Origin of the sequence: Curtobacterium sp. MCPF17_046, assembly GCF_003224295.1 — a bacterium.
Taxonomy (GTDB): Bacteria; Actinomycetota; Actinomycetes; order Actinomycetales; family Microbacteriaceae; genus Curtobacterium.
This window is the reverse complement of record NZ_QKLB01000008.1, coordinates 35,238-50,808: the sequence shown is the minus strand read 5'-3', so window position 1 is coordinate 50,808 and position 15,571 is coordinate 35,238. Positions and strand designations below refer to the sequence as shown.

Annotated in this window: 15 protein-coding genes; 6 read left to right on the top strand and 9 right to left on the bottom strand. The window is 70.8% G+C overall.

Annotation, left to right across the window (positions count from 1 at the left end):
• Positions 1-270: 270 nt before the first annotated feature.
• The gene (locus tag DEJ32_RS09080) at positions 271-1,923 is read left to right on the top strand and encodes an ABC-F family ATP-binding cassette domain-containing protein (protein WP_110901083.1); all 1,653 of its coding nucleotides are present in this window, start codon (positions 271-273) and stop codon (positions 1,921-1,923) included.
• Between the two features lie 124 nt (positions 1,924-2,047).
• Here DEJ32_RS09080 and DEJ32_RS09075 read toward each other — a convergent pair whose 3' ends face one another.
• The 3 genes from DEJ32_RS09075 to DEJ32_RS16215 form a co-directional block, all read right to left on the bottom strand.
• Positions 2,048-2,767 (bottom strand): SDR family oxidoreductase, encoded by a 720-nt coding sequence (locus DEJ32_RS09075; RefSeq protein WP_110823297.1) that lies wholly within the window; start codon positions 2,765-2,767, stop codon positions 2,048-2,050.
• Between the two features lie 61 nt (positions 2,768-2,828).
• A complete protein-coding gene (locus tag DEJ32_RS09070; RefSeq protein WP_110823296.1) occupies positions 2,829-3,869 on the bottom strand; it encodes a YihY/virulence factor BrkB family protein in 1,041 nt (346 codons plus the stop codon).
• Between the two features lie 2 nt (positions 3,870-3,871).
• Positions 3,872-4,333 carry a hypothetical protein gene (locus DEJ32_RS16215; protein WP_110901026.1) on the bottom strand — a complete coding sequence of 154 codons (462 nt, stop codon included), beginning with the start codon at positions 4,331-4,333 and terminating at the stop codon, positions 3,872-3,874.
• A gap of 143 nt (positions 4,334-4,476) precedes the next feature.
• Between DEJ32_RS16215 and DEJ32_RS09060 the strand changes: the two genes are divergently transcribed.
• Positions 4,477-5,217: an MBL fold metallo-hydrolase gene (locus tag DEJ32_RS09060; RefSeq protein WP_181420628.1), complete on the top strand. Its 741-nt coding sequence runs from the start codon at positions 4,477-4,479 to the stop codon at positions 5,215-5,217.
• A gap of 9 nt (positions 5,218-5,226) precedes the next feature.
• Here DEJ32_RS09060 and DEJ32_RS09055 read toward each other — a convergent pair whose 3' ends face one another.
• From DEJ32_RS09055 to DEJ32_RS09030, 6 genes are read right to left on the bottom strand one after another with little or no spacing between them, the layout of a single operon-like run.
• The gene (locus tag DEJ32_RS09055) at positions 5,227-6,153 is read right to left on the bottom strand and encodes a prenyltransferase (RefSeq protein ID WP_110901025.1); all 927 of its coding nucleotides are present in this window, start codon (positions 6,151-6,153) and stop codon (positions 5,227-5,229) included.
• On the bottom strand, positions 6,150-6,545 hold the full coding sequence (locus DEJ32_RS09050; RefSeq protein WP_110890657.1) for a lycopene cyclase domain-containing protein: 396 nt from the start codon (positions 6,543-6,545) through the stop codon (positions 6,150-6,152). The genes DEJ32_RS09055 and DEJ32_RS09050 overlap by 4 nt, the downstream gene beginning before the upstream one ends.
• Positions 6,542-6,919, bottom strand: coding sequence for a lycopene cyclase domain-containing protein (locus DEJ32_RS09045; RefSeq protein WP_110901024.1), 378 nt, complete (start codon positions 6,917-6,919; stop codon positions 6,542-6,544). Before DEJ32_RS09045 ends, DEJ32_RS09050 begins: the two co-directional genes overlap by 4 nt.
• Positions 6,919-8,511, bottom strand: coding sequence for a phytoene desaturase family protein (gene crtI, locus DEJ32_RS09040; RefSeq protein ID WP_110901023.1), 1,593 nt, complete (start codon positions 8,509-8,511; stop codon positions 6,919-6,921). The genes DEJ32_RS09045 and crtI overlap by 1 nt, the downstream gene beginning before the upstream one ends.
• Before the next feature lie 50 nt (positions 8,512-8,561).
• Positions 8,562-9,506, bottom strand: a complete 945-nt coding sequence (locus tag DEJ32_RS09035) for a phytoene/squalene synthase family protein (RefSeq protein ID WP_110901022.1) — start codon at positions 9,504-9,506, stop codon at positions 8,562-8,564.
• Positions 9,503-10,561 carry a polyprenyl synthetase family protein gene (locus DEJ32_RS09030; protein WP_110823282.1) on the bottom strand — a complete coding sequence of 353 codons (1,059 nt, stop codon included), beginning with the start codon at positions 10,559-10,561 and terminating at the stop codon, positions 9,503-9,505. Before DEJ32_RS09030 ends, DEJ32_RS09035 begins: the two co-directional genes overlap by 4 nt.
• Positions 10,562-10,582: 21 nt before the next feature.
• Between DEJ32_RS09030 and idi the strand changes: the two genes are divergently transcribed.
• The 4 genes from idi to mmsB all read left to right on the top strand — a co-directional run bounded on the left by idi (position 10,583) and on the right by mmsB (position 15,545).
• Positions 10,583-11,122 carry an isopentenyl-diphosphate Delta-isomerase gene (gene idi / locus DEJ32_RS09025; RefSeq protein ID WP_110823279.1) on the top strand — a complete coding sequence of 180 codons (540 nt, stop codon included), beginning with the start codon at positions 10,583-10,585 and terminating at the stop codon, positions 11,120-11,122.
• 234 nt (positions 11,123-11,356) lie between these two features.
• On the top strand, positions 11,357-12,376 hold the full coding sequence (locus DEJ32_RS09020; protein WP_110823277.1) for a LacI family DNA-binding transcriptional regulator: 1,020 nt from the start codon (positions 11,357-11,359) through the stop codon (positions 12,374-12,376).
• A 356-nt stretch (positions 12,377-12,732) separates the two neighbouring features.
• Entirely contained in the window at positions 12,733-14,256 is a 1,524-nt protein-coding gene (mmsA, locus tag DEJ32_RS09015) for a multiple monosaccharide ABC transporter ATP-binding protein (RefSeq protein ID WP_110901081.1), read from the top strand.
• Positions 14,253-15,545 (top strand): multiple monosaccharide ABC transporter permease, encoded by a 1,293-nt coding sequence (gene mmsB / locus DEJ32_RS09010; RefSeq protein WP_110901021.1) that lies wholly within the window; start codon positions 14,253-14,255, stop codon positions 15,543-15,545. The genes mmsA and mmsB overlap by 4 nt, the downstream gene beginning before the upstream one ends.
• Positions 15,546-15,571: the final 26 nt, after the last annotated feature.

Here is a 15,571-nt window from a genome sequence, read left to right as displayed (position 1 = left end):
CATCTTGCGCGCGCCGACTGCACGGCCGTACGGTGAGTCGTACCCCGTCATCGCTCCGGGGTCGCGGTGCGGGACGACCGGCCGACGGCACGGGTGACGGCCACGGGGATCCCCGACGGAGACGGTGCGACATTGCGCGAGATCAACGGCACTGCGCCGCAGCAGCAGCTGTCCCTGCGCTGACACCGTGACCTCGCCCGCCCACCAGTGGGACCGCCGCCCGAGCGGCTGACGGTGTCGTGCGCCCGCACGACCTCCGGAGGCATCCGCATGCCCATCAGTCCGTCCGTCGTCCTGCACGACGTCTCCTTCGCGTGGCCCGACGGCACCGTCGCGCTCGACCGCATCACCGCCGCGTTCGGTCGCGGCCGCACCGGTCTGGTCGGCCGGAACGGGGCCGGCAAGTCGACCCTCGTCCGCCTCGTCACCGGCCAGCTCGTCCCCACCGCCGGTTCCGTCGAGACGACGGGGGCCGTGGACCACCTGCCGCAGCGGCTCGCCGGAGCCGCACCGCACCTCCCGTCCGGAGCAGGCACCGCCGTGCGGTCCGGTCTGGAGGCCCGTCCCGGCCCTCCAGGAACCGTCGCGGACCTGCTCGGGGTCGGTGCGCAGGTCACGGCGCTCCGCGCCGTCCTCGCCGGGAACGCGACGCCGGACGACTTCGAGGTGGTCGGCGACGACTGGGACGTCGAGGACCGGGCCGGAGCGGCCTTGGCCGCCCTCGACCTCGGTCCGCGAGCGACCCTCGGCGCTGCCGACCTCGACCGCCCCGTCGGGACGCTGTCGGGCGGTCAGGCGGTGCTCGTCGCGGTCGCGGGGATCCGTCTCCGCGCGCGTCCGATCGCGTTCCTCGACGAGCCGACGAACAACCTCGACCGCCGAGCGCGGGCGGCCCTGCTCGCGCTGATCGACGACTGGCGCGGCACACTCGTCGTCGTGAGCCACGACCGGGAACTCCTGGAGCACGTCGACGAGGTCATCGAGCTCCGCGACGGCGCTCTGACCGTGTTCGGCGGCACGTTCTCGGCGTACGAGGAGCACCTCGCCGTGCAGCAGGCCGCCGTCGAACGGGAGGTCCGGGTCGCCGAGCAGCGGTACCGTGCCGAGAAGCGGCAGCGGATCGAGGCCGAGACCTCCATCGCGCGACGTGCGAAGGCAGGGGCTGCTTCCGCCACGTCCATGCCGAAGATCCTGGCGAACGAGCGGCGGAAGCAGGCCGAGGCGACCGCCGGGCGGCTCCGGTCCGGACACGCGTCGGCCGAGGCGGTGGCGTCCGCGACGGTACGGGAGGCCGGCCGCCGCGTCCGACAGGACGAGACACTGCACGTCGAGTTGCCCGACCCCGGCGTGGCCGCGTCGCGGCAGATCGCGACGATCACCGTGCGCGGTCGGGACGCGGTCGTGCGGGGACCCGAGCGCCTCGCCCTCGTCGGCGACAACGGCGTCGGCAAGACGACCCTGTTGGAACAGCTCGTCGGGCTCCCGACGGCACGGGAACACCCGCTCCCCGACACCGGCGCGGTCGCCCACACCGACCGGGTCGGGTACCTCCCGCAGCAGAAGGACACCCTCGACGACGACGCGACGGTCCTCGAGAACGTGCGACGCGCAGCGCCGGCCGTCCCGGTGCCAGAGCTGCGGAACCGGCTCGCGCGGCTACTCGTCCGCGGGGACACCGTCGACCGGCCGGCGGGATCGTTGTCCGGCGGGGAGCGCTTCCGGGTCGCACTGGCCGGTCTCGTCCTCGCGGATCCGCCGCCGCACCTGCTCGTGCTCGACGAGCCGACGAACGACCTCGACCTGTCGAGCGTCGACCAGCTCGTCGCGGCCCTCCGGTCGTTCCGCGGTGCGCTCGTCGTGGTGAGTCACGACGAGCGGTTCCTCGGGGGACTCGGGCTGACGTCGCGGATCGAACTCGGCTGAGGCTCGACCGGCGGACCGGCGGACCGGCGGACCGGCGGACCGGCGGACCGGCGGACCGGTCGAGCCGGGCTCGGCCACGCGGCGCCGCGGGACGCTCGCGTGGCCGAGGCTCGTGGCAGCGCCTTCAGCGCCGTCGCGACGGCCGGATCGACAGCATCTCGACCGTGCCACGCTCCGGCAGGTCGACCACGGTGCGGACCGCGTCGGCGACGTCCTCCGGCGCGAGGTAGTAGTCGGTGTCGTACTCCTCGCCGAGCTTCTCGGTGAGGGCCCGCTGCATGTCCGAGTCGGTGCGGCCCGGGTGCACGCTCGACACCCGCACGCCGTTCGCGCGCTCCTCTTCCCGCAGGGCGTCCGTGAAGGCCCGGAGCGCGAACTTCGACGCCGCGTAGACCCCACCGCCCGGACCGGCCGTGAAGCCGGCGCCGCTGTTGATCGTCACGACGAGACCGCGGGCGGCACGGAGGCCGGGCATCGCCACGCGGGTCAGTTCCGCGACCGCGAAGACGTTCGTGGCGAAGACGGCCTCCCAGGTGTCCCGCGGGGTGTCCGCGATGCGGGTGCCCTGCTCGACGCCGGCGGAGTGCACGAGGACGTCGATCCAGCTCGGCACGGCCGGCAGGTCCCCGGCGCCCAGGTCCCCGACGAAGGGCTCCGCGCTCGGCAGCTCCGCGACGACGGCGGCGACCGCGTCGGCGTCGCGTCCGCCGACGAGCACGTGGTGCGTCCGGCCCAGGTCGGCCGCGATCGCACGGCCGATCCCGCGGGTCGCTCCGGTGACGAGCGCGACAGGACGGTCGTTCGCGGCGGTGGGGACGGAGACGGGAGGCTCGGTGTCGGTCACGCAGGCAAGCCTACGGAACCGTCACCGAGCCTCCCGGACAGGACGCGCTCGCGCGCCGTGCTCACTCGTCCTTGGTCTCGCCGGCGCTCTGCCGGATGCGGATGCCCTGCATGATGTCCTCGGCGCGCTTCTCGTCCTGCTTGTCGGTCTGGCGGGTGTCGCGCTCGGGGAGCTGGATGTCCTCCTCCGCCTTGATGCCGGCCTGCAGCTCGCGGCCACGCTCGATCTCGGCGTCGAACTCGGCACCGAAGAGCAGTGCGTTGTTCGTGATCCAGATCCAGAGGAGGAAGACGATCACACCACCGAGCGAGCCGTACGTGGCGTTGTAGTTCGAGAAGTTCCCGACGTAGAACCCGAAGCCGACGCTCGCGATGATCCAGATCAGCAGCGCGAGGATCGACCCGCCGCCGACCCAGGTGAACTTCGGCTGCTTGACGTTCGGCGACCAGTAGTAGAGCACCGCGACGATGACGATCGCGATGACGAGCAGGATCGGCCACTGCACGATCGACAGTACGGTCACCGCCACGTCGCCGAGGCCGATGACGTCCCCGAAGCTGCGGGCGAGCGGGGCGGACACGAGGGTGAGCAGCCCGATGACGAGCAGGACGACCGTGGTCACGGTGACGCCGAGCATGGTCGGACGGAGCTTCCAGATCGGGCGACCCTCACGCACGTTGTAGATGCGGTTCATCGCGCGGCCGAACGCGCCGACGTAGCCGGAGGCCGACCAGAGCGCACCGAGGATACCGACGATGAACGTGACGGGAGCGGCAGGCGAGCGGACGAGACCCTCGACCGGGTCGCGGAGGAGGTCAGCGACGTCCTTCGACCCGACGTTGCCGATGATCTGCAGCAGGGTGTCGATGGTCTTCGACGGGTCTCCGAACAGACCGAGGATGGACACGACCGCCAGCAGACCCGGGAAGAGCGCGAGGACGGAGTAGTACGTGAGGCCCGCCGCGAGGTCGGTGCACTGGTCGGCGGTGAACTCGCGGAGGGTCTTCTTCAGCGTGTACGTGACCGTCGGCTTCTTGAGGTCAGTGGGTGAATCCGGCTTGCGGGGGTCGTTCGCCGCCGGCTTCTGTGCTTCCTTCGCCATGGTCAGCCCTTCGCCGCCTTCTTCATCCGCTTGATCGACTTCCCCGCCCGCTTCGCGTCCTTCTTCTGACGCTTCTTGGCGGCTTCGCGCTCCTGGTACACCGGGTTGCCCGTCGGGTCCTTCCGTGCGAAGACGGGGACGCCCTTCGACTTGCCGTCCTTGCGGACCTTCACCGGCTTGAACACCGGCACGGGGGCGGGCTCGCGGAGCGCGGCGAGGCGACCGGCGGGGGTGTTCCCGATCCGGACGCCCACGACGATCGCCGCGACACCGGCCGCTGCGGTCAACGCGACCGCGACGAGGGGCGTCGGGTCGTGGCGCCAGCGCTGCTTGGTCTTCGCGACGGCCAGGCGCGTGCGCGCGGGCACGTCCGCCTTCTGCCGGATGCGGTCCACCGTCTCGGTGATCCGCTCCCGGGTGCGCACGTTCGCGAGCTCGAGCTCGGGGAGGGAGTCGTTGGGCATGCATCCTGAGTACACGCTCCGGACCGAGCGCACTCGCGGGACGCGCTCCGGTGGAGGTCCGGGCAGCGCACCGGTCGCTGCCGCCCATCCCCCGGCGCTGCTCCCGGCAACGCGTCCAGCGGCGTGGGCCTACCGTCCCCGTCATGCTGTTCCGGGACGTCGCAGAGGGCATCCACCGCCTCGAGCTCGCACACACCAACACCTACCTGGTCGAGACCGGGGACCGACTGCTCGTCGTCGACGCCGGGCTGCCCGCGGTCTGGCCGCACCTGCAGCTCGCCGTGCACGACCTCGGGTACGCCCCCGACCAGGTGGAGGCCCTGCTGCTCACGCACGGGCACTTCGACCACGTCGGCACGGCCGCCCGGATGCACCGCGACTGGGGCACCCCCGTGTACGTCCACCCGGGCGACCGGGACCTCGCCGCGCACCCGTACTCGTACCGGCCGGCGGTGAACCGGTTTGGCTTCGTGCTGACGCACCCGGGCGGACTGCGGCCCCTCGGACGGATGCTGCTGGCGGGTGCTGCGACGGTCGACGGCATCGACGAGGTCGAGCTCATGGAGTCCCGCGCCGAGACCCCGGGGAACCCCTGGATCATCGAGACGCCCGGTCACACGGACGGACACGTCGCGCTGCACTTCGCGGACCGGGACGCGGTCATCGTCGGGGACGCCCTCGTCACGCTCGACCCCTACACGGGCGGCATCGGTCCACGGATCGTCGCCCCGGCGGCGACGGCGGACGTCGACACCGCCGTGGCGTCGCTCGACCTGCTCGTCGACACCGAGGCCCGGCACGTGCTGCCCGGCCACGGCCCGTCGTGGTCCCGAGGCGTCCGCGCGGCTGTGGAGCAGGCTCGGCGGGTGTCCGGCGCGGCCTGACCCGCGGGGTCAGTGCGTGAAGGCGTACCCGATCAGGGCCAGGGTCACGACGGCCCCCGCGAGATAGTTGAGCCACAGGAACCGCTTCCACCCCGCGTTCGCCGACTCGGCCTCGGCGTCGGTGACGTTCCACCACCGCAGCACGTTGAGCGCGTACGGCACGACGACGACCGCCGCGATCGGCCCGGGGAACGCCGAGAACAGCAGCGCCACCCCGGCCACCAGGTACATCGCGAACGCGAGGCGGACGGTCGCGCGCGCGCCGATGACGGTCGCCACGGAGCCGATCCCCCCGGCGCGGTCGGCGAGCACGTCCTGCACGGCACCGAACGCGTGCGAGGCGATCCCCCACAGGAAGAACGCGATGCACACCGCGACGAGGTGTCCGGTCCACTCGGGTCCGGCGAGCGCGAGTCCGTAGACCGCCGGGGACACGAAGTGCGTGGACGAGGTGATCGAGTCGAGGAACGGCCGCTCCTTGAAGCGCAGTCCCGGCGCGGAGTACGCGATGACCGCGAACACGCTGACCGCGAGCACGAGCCACGACCACGGTCCGTTCCCGCTGGCCGCGCCGAGCAGGACGAGCGCGACGAGGAACGGCACGTTCGTGACCACGACGGCCCACAGGGTCGCGCGGTGCACACTCCGGTCGAGCAGCGCTCCCTCGACCCCGCCCTTGCGCGGGTTGCGCAGGTCGGACTCGTAGTCGAACACGTCGTTGATGCCGTACATCGCCAGGTTGTACGGCACGAGGAAGTACACGACCCCGACGACGAACGCGAGCAGCGAGAAGCCGCCGCCACCCTCGACGCCGACCCCGCTGCCGAGCAGGTACGCGGCGCCGAACGGGTAGGCGGTGTTCACCCAGCTGATCGGTCGCGACGAGACGAACAGGGCTCGGAGGGTGGACGGTCTGGAGGCGCGGGGCACGGTCATGGGGCCTCCTCGGGGGAACGGGACGGCTGGGACGGGCGTTCCGACCGTACCGGTCGGTCGAGCAGGACCCAGCAGCTCGGCAGCAGCAGGACCGCCCCGATCGCGTAGGCGAGGTCCTCCACGGGGAAGAGCCCGACGCGGGCGCCGAGGACGAGCGCCCGGTCGTACGCGACGACGCCGAGCCCGACGATGACGTTGTTGAACACACACGTCATGACGACCAGGACGACGCCGGTGACGACGCCGCCGAGGACGGTGGACCGCCGGCTGCGCCCGGCACCGACCGTGCCGCGGCTCCGGCGCGCCGACACGACGCCGGCGGCGATCGCGGTCAGCACCGCCACCCCGAGGAACGGGACCGCGAGCAGGGCGTACGTCCCCGACCCGGTCACACCGGGCCTCCGCCCTGGACGTCGGGGACCGTGCCGGTGCCCTGTGCAGCCCGTCGCCGACGGAGGCGCTCGGCGACCGGGCGCACGGCTCCGAACAGGTCCATCGTCGTCCAGCACAGCAGGACCAGGAAGAAGAACTCCTCGAGCGGCACGTCCGGGGCGAGGAGCACACCCGTCAGCACCGGCGTCGTGCCGATGAAGAAGATCCCGAGGTGCACGCCGACGACGTCCCAGACCATGAAGAACGCGAGCCCGATGAGCATGACCACGGCGGCCCGGAGCGGCGCACGCCAGAAGAACAGCCGGTGGCGGGCGTCGAGCACCGCGACCCCGGCGATCGAGACGAGCAGGCCGGCCAGGTACAGCCCCGGCATCAGCCCGTCGTCCGGAGCGGCGGTGCGTCAGCCGACCGCGGGAGCGGGGTCGGCAACGGCTCGGTCGACGTGTCCCCGTGGATCCGCTTGAGCAGGACCTCGGCGCTGATGAGGCACATCGGGAGGCCGATGCCCGGGATCGTCGAGGCGCCGACGTAGTAGAGCCCGCCGACCTTCGTCGAGGCGTTCTTCTCGCGGAAGAACGCGCTCTGCGTCAGGGTGTGTGCGGGACCGAGCATCGAGCCGTTCCAGGCGTTCAGGTCGTCCGCGAAGTCCTGCGGGCCGATCGTCCGGCGCACCCGGATCCGGTCGCGCAGGTCCGGGACACCGGAGCGCTCGGCGATGACGTCGATCGCGCGGTCGGCGATGGCCTCGACCTGGGCGTCGCCGGCTCCGTCGATGCCGCCCTTGCCGATGGTGACGTCGGCGGGCAGCGGCACCAGGACAAACAGGTTGCTCTGCCCCTCCGGCGCGACCGAGTCGTCGGTGAGCGAGGGTGCACAGACGTAGATCGACGCGGGGTCCGGCACGTGCCGGTCCTTCCCGAAGATCGCTCCGAAGTTGGCCTTCCAGTCCTCGGTGAACACGAGCGTGTGGTGCAGCAGTCCGGGGACCTCGCCCTCGACGCCGAGGTAGACGAGGACGGCCGAGGGACCGGGGTCGCGCTTCTGCCAGTGCGAGGCGTCGTACGTGCGGTGCTCCTGCTCGAGCAGCTCCATCTCGGTGTGCCGGAGGTCCGCCGCGCTGACGACGAGGTCGGCGTGCTCGACGTGCTCCACGCCGTCCTGGTCACGCCACGCGACACCGGTCACCTGGTCACCGTCGACGACGATGCGGGACACGGCAGCGCCGGTGGTGATCGTCGCACCCTCGGCGCGCGCCACCCGCTCGACGGCGGAGATGAGCGCGCTGATGCCTCCCTTGGGGTAGAGCACCCCGTCGGCGAGGTCGAGGTGGCTCATGAGGTGGTACATGCTCGGCGCCGAGTACGGGCTCGTGCCGAGGAACACCGCCGGGTAGCCGAGGATCTGCCACAGCCGGTGGTCCTTGACGGCCGTGGACGCGAACGAGGACAGCGGCTGGACGAGCAGGCGGGCGAGCTTGCCCACCCGCTTCAGGACGTCGGGAGCCGCGAGCTTCGTGAGGTCCTGGAACGTCCCGTACAGGAACCGGCGGACGGCCATGTCGTAGGTGTCCGCAGCCGAGTCGAGGTACTTCGCCATCCTCGCGCCGGCACCGGGTTCGATCGACTCGAACAGCGCGATGTTCTCCTCGCGCGAGGCCCGTAGGTCGATCGGCTCGTCGCGGCCCTCGGTGTACACGCGGTACCCGGGGTCCAGCACCTGGAGGTCGAGCTGCTCGTCGGCGCTCGTGTCGAGCAGCCGGAAGAAGTGGTCGAACACCTCGGGCATGAGGTACCAGCTCGGGCCGGTGTCGAACCGGAACCCGTCCTGCTCCCATGAGCCGGCACGGCCGCCGAGCTGGGTGCGCTGCTCGAGGACGGTGACGGCGAAGCCGTCCCGGGCGAGCAGGGCGGCGGCCGCCAGGCCGCTGATCCCACCGCCGATGACGACGGCACGTCGGACGGGCACGGTCCGTCCGGGAGTCGGTCCGGTCGTCGGACGGGAGGCAGGGGTCGGGCTCAAGACGAGCCTCCAGTCTGTGGCGTGGCGGGTGGTGCGGTGACGGGTGGCGCGCTCCGGGCGGACAGCGTGCCCCGTCGGGCGAGGACCCGCGCGGCGAGGCGGGCCTTGACGGGGTTCGGGACGCGGACGCGGGAGGTGATGAGCCGCGCTGCCGGGGTCGCGGCGATGCGGTCGTTGAGCTCCTGGAACAGGGCGTGCGCGAGGGCGACCGCGGGGCGGGCGTCCTTCGGCAGCAGCGGCACGGTGCGGGCGGCGCGGTCGAGGTCGGCCTGGACGTCGGCGACGAGCCGGTCCTTCGTGGCCTCGTCGAAGCTGCGGACGTCGACCCCGGGGAAGTACGAGCGGCCGAGCACCTCGAAGTCCGCGTGCAGGTCGCGGAGGAAGTTGACCTTCTGGAACGCCGCCCCGAGGGCCCGGGCCCCGTCGACGAGCACGGCGTCGTCGAAGGTCGGTCGTCCGGCGCGGTACACGAAGGCGCGGAGGCACATCAGGCCGACGACCTCGGCCGATCCGTAGACGTAGGTGTCGAAGGACGCCTGGTCGTGCTCGGTCTGGTCGAGGTCCATCCGCATCGACGCGAAGAACGGGCGCGTGAGCTCGGGGCCGAAGCCGGTCGTCCGGGCGCTCCGAGCGAAGGCGTGCACGACGGGGTTCACCGAGAAGCCGAGGGCCATCGCACGCTCGGTGTCGGTCTCGAGCTCGTCGAGGACCGTGCGGGCGAGCTCGGGGTCGAGTCCCGCCTCGGTCGCGGGGCCGTCCACGACCTCGTCGGCGACGCGGACCAGCGCGTAGACGTTCCGGATGTGCTCGCGGGTGTCCTTCGTCAGCAGTCGGCTGGCGAGGCCGAACGACGTGGAGTACCGGCTGATGACCACGCTCGAGGCGGCCTCGGCGGTGGCGTCGTAGAGCGGCAGGCGGTCGGGGGTGGTGCTCGACGTCACCGGACGCGCTCCACGAGTTCGGTGACGAGTCCCTCGAGCCGGGCGCCGAGTTCGTCGGGCAGCGCGGCCAGCTCGGCGCGGGCCAGGGCGGTGTGCTCGCGGATGTGGTCGAGGGCCGCGTCCCGCGCACCGCACTCGACGAGGAGGGCGCGGAGACCGGCGGCCCGCTCCTCGGTGAGGTCCGGGTCGCCGAGGTAGGGCGCGAGGTCCGGCCAGCAGTCGGTCGTCGCCGCGTAGGCGATGAGCATGGTGCGCTTGCCCTCGCGGAGGTCACCGATCGCGGTCTTGCCGGTCGCGCCCTCGTTGCCGAAGACCCCGAGCAGGTCGTCGACGATCTGGTAGGCGATGCCGATCTCGCGGCCGAAGGCGCCGAGCGAGGCCACCACGGCCTCGGGCGCCCCGGCGAGCACGGCGCCGGACTGCAGCGGCGCCTCGAAGCTGTACACGCTCGTCTTGGCGCGTTCCATCTGGAGCACCTCGGCCACGGTCGGCATGACGCCGAGCGCGAGGTCGACGTCGGCCATCTCGCCGGCGGCACTGGCGAAGACGGCGTCGTCGAACAGGTCGAGCAGTCGGGACCGGCGCTCCCCGGTGACGCCGCTGGCCTCGATGAAGCGCGGGGCGGCGGCGAGCGCGAGGTCGCCCGCGATGACGGCCGCGCTCGTCCCACGGTGCTCGGCGGTCGGCAGCGGCAGCCCGCCGGTCGTCGCGGTGTCGCGGAAGGACCCGGCCACGTTCGGACGGCCGCGGCGGGACCAGTCGCGGTCGATGACGTCGTCGTGCACGACGAGCGCGGTGTGCAGCAGCTCGTACGCGGCGGCGACGTGTGCGCCCGCGTGCTCGTCGTCACCCCCGAGGGCGGTGTACGAGGTGAGCACCATGCGCGGCCGGAAGCGCTTCCCGCCCATGCTCGCCTTGCGGAGGACGCGCCAGAGTTCCTCGGACGGCCGGCCGAAGGCCGCGGCCCGGGCGCTCGACGCCGTGAAGAAGTGCTCCAGGCACGCATCCACCAGCGCGAGGTCGATGTGCGCCACGGTGGCCGCTTCCTCGGTCATTGGCCTAATCTATCGAGGCAGATGAGCCTTTTCCCGGAAACCGTTGTCCTGCTCGACGAAGACCGTACCCCGATCGGTACCGCCGACAAGTTCACGGTGCACACAGACCACACGCCCCTCCACCTCGCGTTCAGCTGCCACGTGCAGAACGCGGCCGGGGACGTCCTCGTGACCCGTCGCGCCCTCGCCAAGAAGACGTGGCCCGGCGTGTGGACGAACTCGTTCTGCGGGCACCCCGGCCCGGACGAGTCGTTCGAGGACGCGATCGCCCGGCGGGCCGACCGCGAGCTCGGGCTCTCCGTGCACAGCGTCGAGCTGGTCCTGCCGGACTTCCGCTACCGCGCGGTCGACGCCTCCGGCATCGTGGAGAACGAGGTCTGCCCGGTGTTCCGTGCCGTGGCCGACGCCGATCCGCAGCCCGCGGACGACGAGGTGTCCGAGTGGGTGTGGCTGTCGGAGGAGAAGCTCCGCCAGGCCGTCACCGCCGCGCCCTTCGCGTTCAGCCCGTGGCTCGGGTGGCAGCTCGCCGAGCTGCCGCTCGACGCACTCGCCGGTCGGTAGCGCGTCGGCGGGCGCGACGCGCCCGGTCCGCTGCCGGGAGGCCCTTCCCCGGCAGCTGACGCACCGGTCTCGACGGCGTCGCCGTCGGCTCAGTGACGGCGGTGCGCCGCGCCTCCCGTCCGGGGTCTCCCCTGCCTTCAGCCGGTGTGCATCCGCGCGCCGTGCATAATGATCTGGCTCGGGATGTGAACGTGCACATGGGCGTGCTGCGGGCCCGAGCGGGAGAGAGCAGCAATGGCGACCACGCGGGCAGAGCAGCCGCGGTCCCCCAGCATCCGCGACGTCGCGCGGGTCGCGGGCGTCTCGCACCAGACCGTGTCGCGGGTGCTGAACAACTCGGACGCGATCCGTGCCGAGACCCGTGACCGGGTCCGCGCCGCCATGGAGGAGCTGCAGTACCGGCCGAACCGTGCCGCCCGCGCCCTCGTGACCAGCAGGACGCGGACGATCGGCGTCCTCACCGCGCAGCGCGCCCACTACGGGCCGACCGTGACCCTGCAGGCCATAGAGGACGCCGCGGTGCTGCGCGGGTACTCCGTCACGACCGCCAACATCGCGGAACCGACCGACGCGGCGGTGCGCGACGGGCTCGGTCACCTGCTCGACCAGGACGTCGAGGGCATCGTCGTCATCGCTCCGCAACAGCGGGTGTTCGACCTCATCGAGGAGCTCGGCGTGCGCACCCCGTACGTGACGATGCGCTCGAGCGTCGGCGAGGACCCGACCGCCCTCTGGGTCGACCAGATGGAGGGCGCCCGGCTGGCGACCGCGCACCTGCTCGACCTCGGCCACGAGTACGTGCGGCACATCGCCGGCCCGCAGGACTGGATCGAGGCGGACGCCCGGATGCAGGGGTTCCTGCGCGAGATGTCCGACCGGGACAAGCCGGTGCAGCCCCCGGTCCTCGGCGACTGGACGGCGGACTTCGGCTACCACGCCGGGCGGGAACTGCTCCGCTACCGGGACTGCACGGCGGTGTTCTGCTCGAACGACGCGATGGCGCTCGGCGTCATGCACGCCGCCCGCTCCTACGGGCTCGACGTCCCCGGCGACCTGTCCGTGGTCGGGTACGACGACATCCCGGAGGCGAAGCACTTCTGGCCGCCGCTGACCACCGTGCAGGTGGACTTCGCCGAGCTCGGGCGCCGGAGCGTGGACATCCTGCTGCCGAGCGGGGACGACCTGCTGCGCCCGATCGACATCGTCCCGCAACTCGTCGTCCGTGGATCGACCGGAGCGCCGCGCCACCGCTGAACCGGTCGGTCTGTCCCCAGCCCGAGGGGCGTCCGAGCCACTGCGCGCGGAAGCGCCCGCAGCGTTACCGAATCGCGACCCGTCCGAATTGACAGCCCGGGCGAGCCTGTGCGTAGGATTACCTCCGTTCCTCGATGTGACCGTTCACATGGCCCGTCACACGGGGGACACCGGACGCGACAACGAAGTCCGCACGCACCCTCGTGCCCTTCGGATGCCGCAGCTGTTCCACCGAAGGACTGCCGCATCGCAGCGGCAGAAGGAGATGCACCGTGGCGTCAACCCCACAGGGTCACGACCCGATCGAGAGCGGGCTCGAGACCCGTTCGATCACCGCTCCCGAGACGATCCTCGAGATGCGTTCCATCACCAAGGAGTTCCCTGGTGTGAAGGCGCTCTCCGACGTCTCGCTGAGCGTCCGAGCCGGCGAGATCCACGCGATCTGCGGCGAGAACGGCGCTGGCAAGTCCACGCTGATGAAGGTGCTGTCGGGTGTGTACCCGTACGGCACGTACGAGGGCGAGATCGTCTACGAGGGCGAGGAAGTCCGCTTCTCGAACATCAAGCAGTCCGAGCAGGCCGGCATCGTCATCATCCACCAGGAGCTGGCGCTGATCCCGGAGCTCTCCATCACGGAGAACCTGTTCCTCGGCAACGAGCCGAGCCGCTTCGGTCGCATCGACTGGACCGCCGCGCAGCTCCGCGCGCAGGACCTGCTCGCCCGCGTCGGCCTGGCCGACGACCCGGACACGCAGATCAAGAACATCGGTGTCGGCAAGCAGCAGCTGGTGGAGATCGCCAAGGCCCTGCACAAGGACGTCAAGCTCCTCATCCTCGACGAGCCGACCGCCGCGCTGAACGAGAACGACTCCCAGCACCTCCTCGACCTCATCGTCGGGCTGAAGGCCAAGGGCATCTCGAGCATCATCATCAGTCACAAGCTCAACGAGATCGAGCAGATCGCCGACGAGATCACGATCATCCGCGACGGCAAGACCATCGAGACGCTCAACGTCAAGGCGGACGGCGTCAACGAGGACCGCATCATCCGCGGCATGGTCGGTCGGTCGCTCGAGTCGCGCTTCCCGGACCGCACCCCGAAGATCGGCGAGACGTTCTTCGAGGTCCGGAACTGGACGGTGCAGCACCCGCTCGACTCGTCGCGTCTGGTCTGCAAGGGCTCGAACTTCCACGTCCGCAAGGGCGAGATCGTCGGCTTCGCCGGCCTGATGGGTGCCGGCCGCACCGAGCTGGCGATGAGCCTGTTCGGTCGCTCGTACGGCACCTGGCTCGACGGGCAGATCATCAAGGACGGCCGCGAGATCAAGGTCACGAACGTCCAGCAGGCCATCGACAACGGCCTCGGCTACGTGTCGGAGGACCGCAAGGCCCTCGGCCTCAACCTGCTCGACACCGTGAAGCGCTCGACGGTCGCCGCCGATCTGCGGAAGATCTCCAAGGCCGGCGTCGTCGACTCCCTCGAGGAGTACTCGGTCGCCGAGAAGTACCGGAAGATGCTCCGCACCAAGGTGCCGAGCGTCGAGGACAACGTCGGCAAGCTCTCCGGCGGGAACCAGCAGAAGGTCGTCCTGTCGAAGTGGATGTTCACCGACCCCGACCTGCTCATCCTCGACGAGCCCACCCGCGGCATCGACGTCGGCGCGAAGTTCGAGATCTACGGGATCATCCAGCAGCTCGCAGCCGAGGGGAAGGGCATCATCCTCATCTCGTCCGAGCTCCCCGAACTCCTCGGTCTCTCCGACCGGATCTACACCATCTTCGAGGGCCAGATCACCGCTGACCTCCCGGCCGACCAGGCCGATCCAGAAACGCTCATGCGCAGCATGACGTCCGCGCGGAAGGGCGCCACCGTCTCATGAACAACCTGAAGCTGCTCTTCGGCAAGGGCAACTCCATCGGCCAGTACGGCATGGTGATCGCGCTCATCGCGATCCTGATCTTCTTCTCGTTCACCACGAACGGGCTGATCCTCCAGCCGACGAACGTCATCAACCTGTTCCTGCAGTACTCCTACATCCTCATCCTCGCGCTGGGGATGGTCATGGTGATCATCGCGGGCCACATCGACCTGTCGGTCGGTTCGGTCGCGGCGTTCACCGGCATCATCGTGGCGCAGTCGATGTCGGTCTGGCACTTCCCGGCCTGGCTCGCGATCATCCTCGGCCTCGTCATCGGCGGGCTCGTCGGTGCATGGCAGGGCTTCTGGGTCGCGTTCGTCCGTGTCCCGGCGTTCATCGTCACCCTCGCGGGTCAGCTGATCTTCCGTGGTGCCAACCAGATCATCGGCAACTCGACGTCGCTGCCCGTCCCGAACGACTACAGCCAGATCGGTTCGGGCTTCATCCCGGACTTCGGCCCGGACTTCGGGTACTCCAACGGGACGCTGCTCCTGGGTCTGGTGACCGTCGTCGTCCTCGTGGTCCTCGAGTTCCGCGACCGCCAGCGTCGCCGGAAGATGCAGGCCGACCTCCCGCCGCTCTGGGTCGCGTTCGTCCGCACCGGTGTGCTGGTCGTCGTCACGCTCGTCGCCACGTACCTGTTCGCCACCGGTCGTCCGGGCACCTCGGTCCCGATCGTCGCGATCATCCTCGGCGTCCTGACCATCGTCTACGGCTTCGTCACGAAGAACACCATCTTCGGTCGCCAGGTCTACGCGGTCGGTGGCAACTCGAACGCGGCCGTGCTCTCCGGTGTCTCCGCGAAGAAGGTCAACTTCTTCGTCATGATGAACATGTCGGTCCTCGCCGCGGTCGCCGGCATGGTGTTCGTCGGGTACGCCGGCGCCTCCGGCCCCGCTGACGGCACGGGCTGGGAGCTCGACGCCATCGCCGCCGTGTTCGTCGGTGGTGCTGCGGTCGCCGGTGGTGTGGGTACGATCTCCGGGTCGATCATCGGTGGTCTCGTGATGGCGCTGCTCTCCAACGGTCTGCAGCTCATGGGCATCGAGTCGAACCGCGTGCAGATCATCCGTGGTCTGGTGCTGCTCATCGCCGTCGCCTTCGACGTCTACTCGAAGTCGCAGGGCCGTCCATCGCTCATCGGCGGCATGATGCGCCAGTTCCAGCGCAAGGACACGGAAGCCAACACGGTCGGTGCCGAGCAGCCACGTTCGATCGCTGACCAGCCAGACAAGGTCAACCTCCCCTAGCTCGGGTCCGGCGGCCGGGCGACCGG

Excerpts from the sequence above, each read along its gene's own strand:
- DEJ32_RS09020 (WP_110823277.1), top strand. The coding sequence starts at position 11,357 with ATGGCGACCACGCGGGCAGAGCAGCCGCGGTCCCCCAGCATCCGCGAC.
- mmsA (WP_110901081.1), top strand. The coding sequence starts at position 12,733 with ATGCGTTCCATCACCAAGGAGTTCCCTGGTGTGAAGGCGCTCTCCGAC.
- DEJ32_RS09045 (WP_110901024.1), bottom strand. The coding sequence starts at position 6,919 with ATGCCGGGGCTGTACCTGGCCGGCCTGCTCGTCTCGATCGCCGGGGTC.
- DEJ32_RS09060 (WP_181420628.1), top strand. The coding sequence starts at position 4,477 with ATGCTGTTCCGGGACGTCGCAGAGGGCATCCACCGCCTCGAGCTCGCA.
- DEJ32_RS16215 (WP_110901026.1), bottom strand. The coding sequence starts at position 4,333 with ATGCCCAACGACTCCCTCCCCGAGCTCGAGCTCGCGAACGTGCGCACC.
- DEJ32_RS09030 (WP_110823282.1), bottom strand. The coding sequence starts at position 10,561 with ATGACCGAGGAAGCGGCCACCGTGGCGCACATCGACCTCGCGCTGGTG.
- mmsB (WP_110901021.1), top strand. The coding sequence starts at position 14,253 with ATGAACAACCTGAAGCTGCTCTTCGGCAAGGGCAACTCCATCGGCCAG.
- DEJ32_RS09070 (WP_110823296.1), bottom strand. The coding sequence starts at position 3,869 with ATGGCGAAGGAAGCACAGAAGCCGGCGGCGAACGACCCCCGCAAGCCG.
- idi (WP_110823279.1), top strand. The coding sequence starts at position 10,583 with ATGAGCCTTTTCCCGGAAACCGTTGTCCTGCTCGACGAAGACCGTACC.
- DEJ32_RS09080 (WP_110901083.1), top strand. The coding sequence starts at position 271 with ATGCCCATCAGTCCGTCCGTCGTCCTGCACGACGTCTCCTTCGCGTGG.
- DEJ32_RS09055 (WP_110901025.1), bottom strand. The coding sequence starts at position 6,153 with ATGACCGTGCCCCGCGCCTCCAGACCGTCCACCCTCCGAGCCCTGTTC.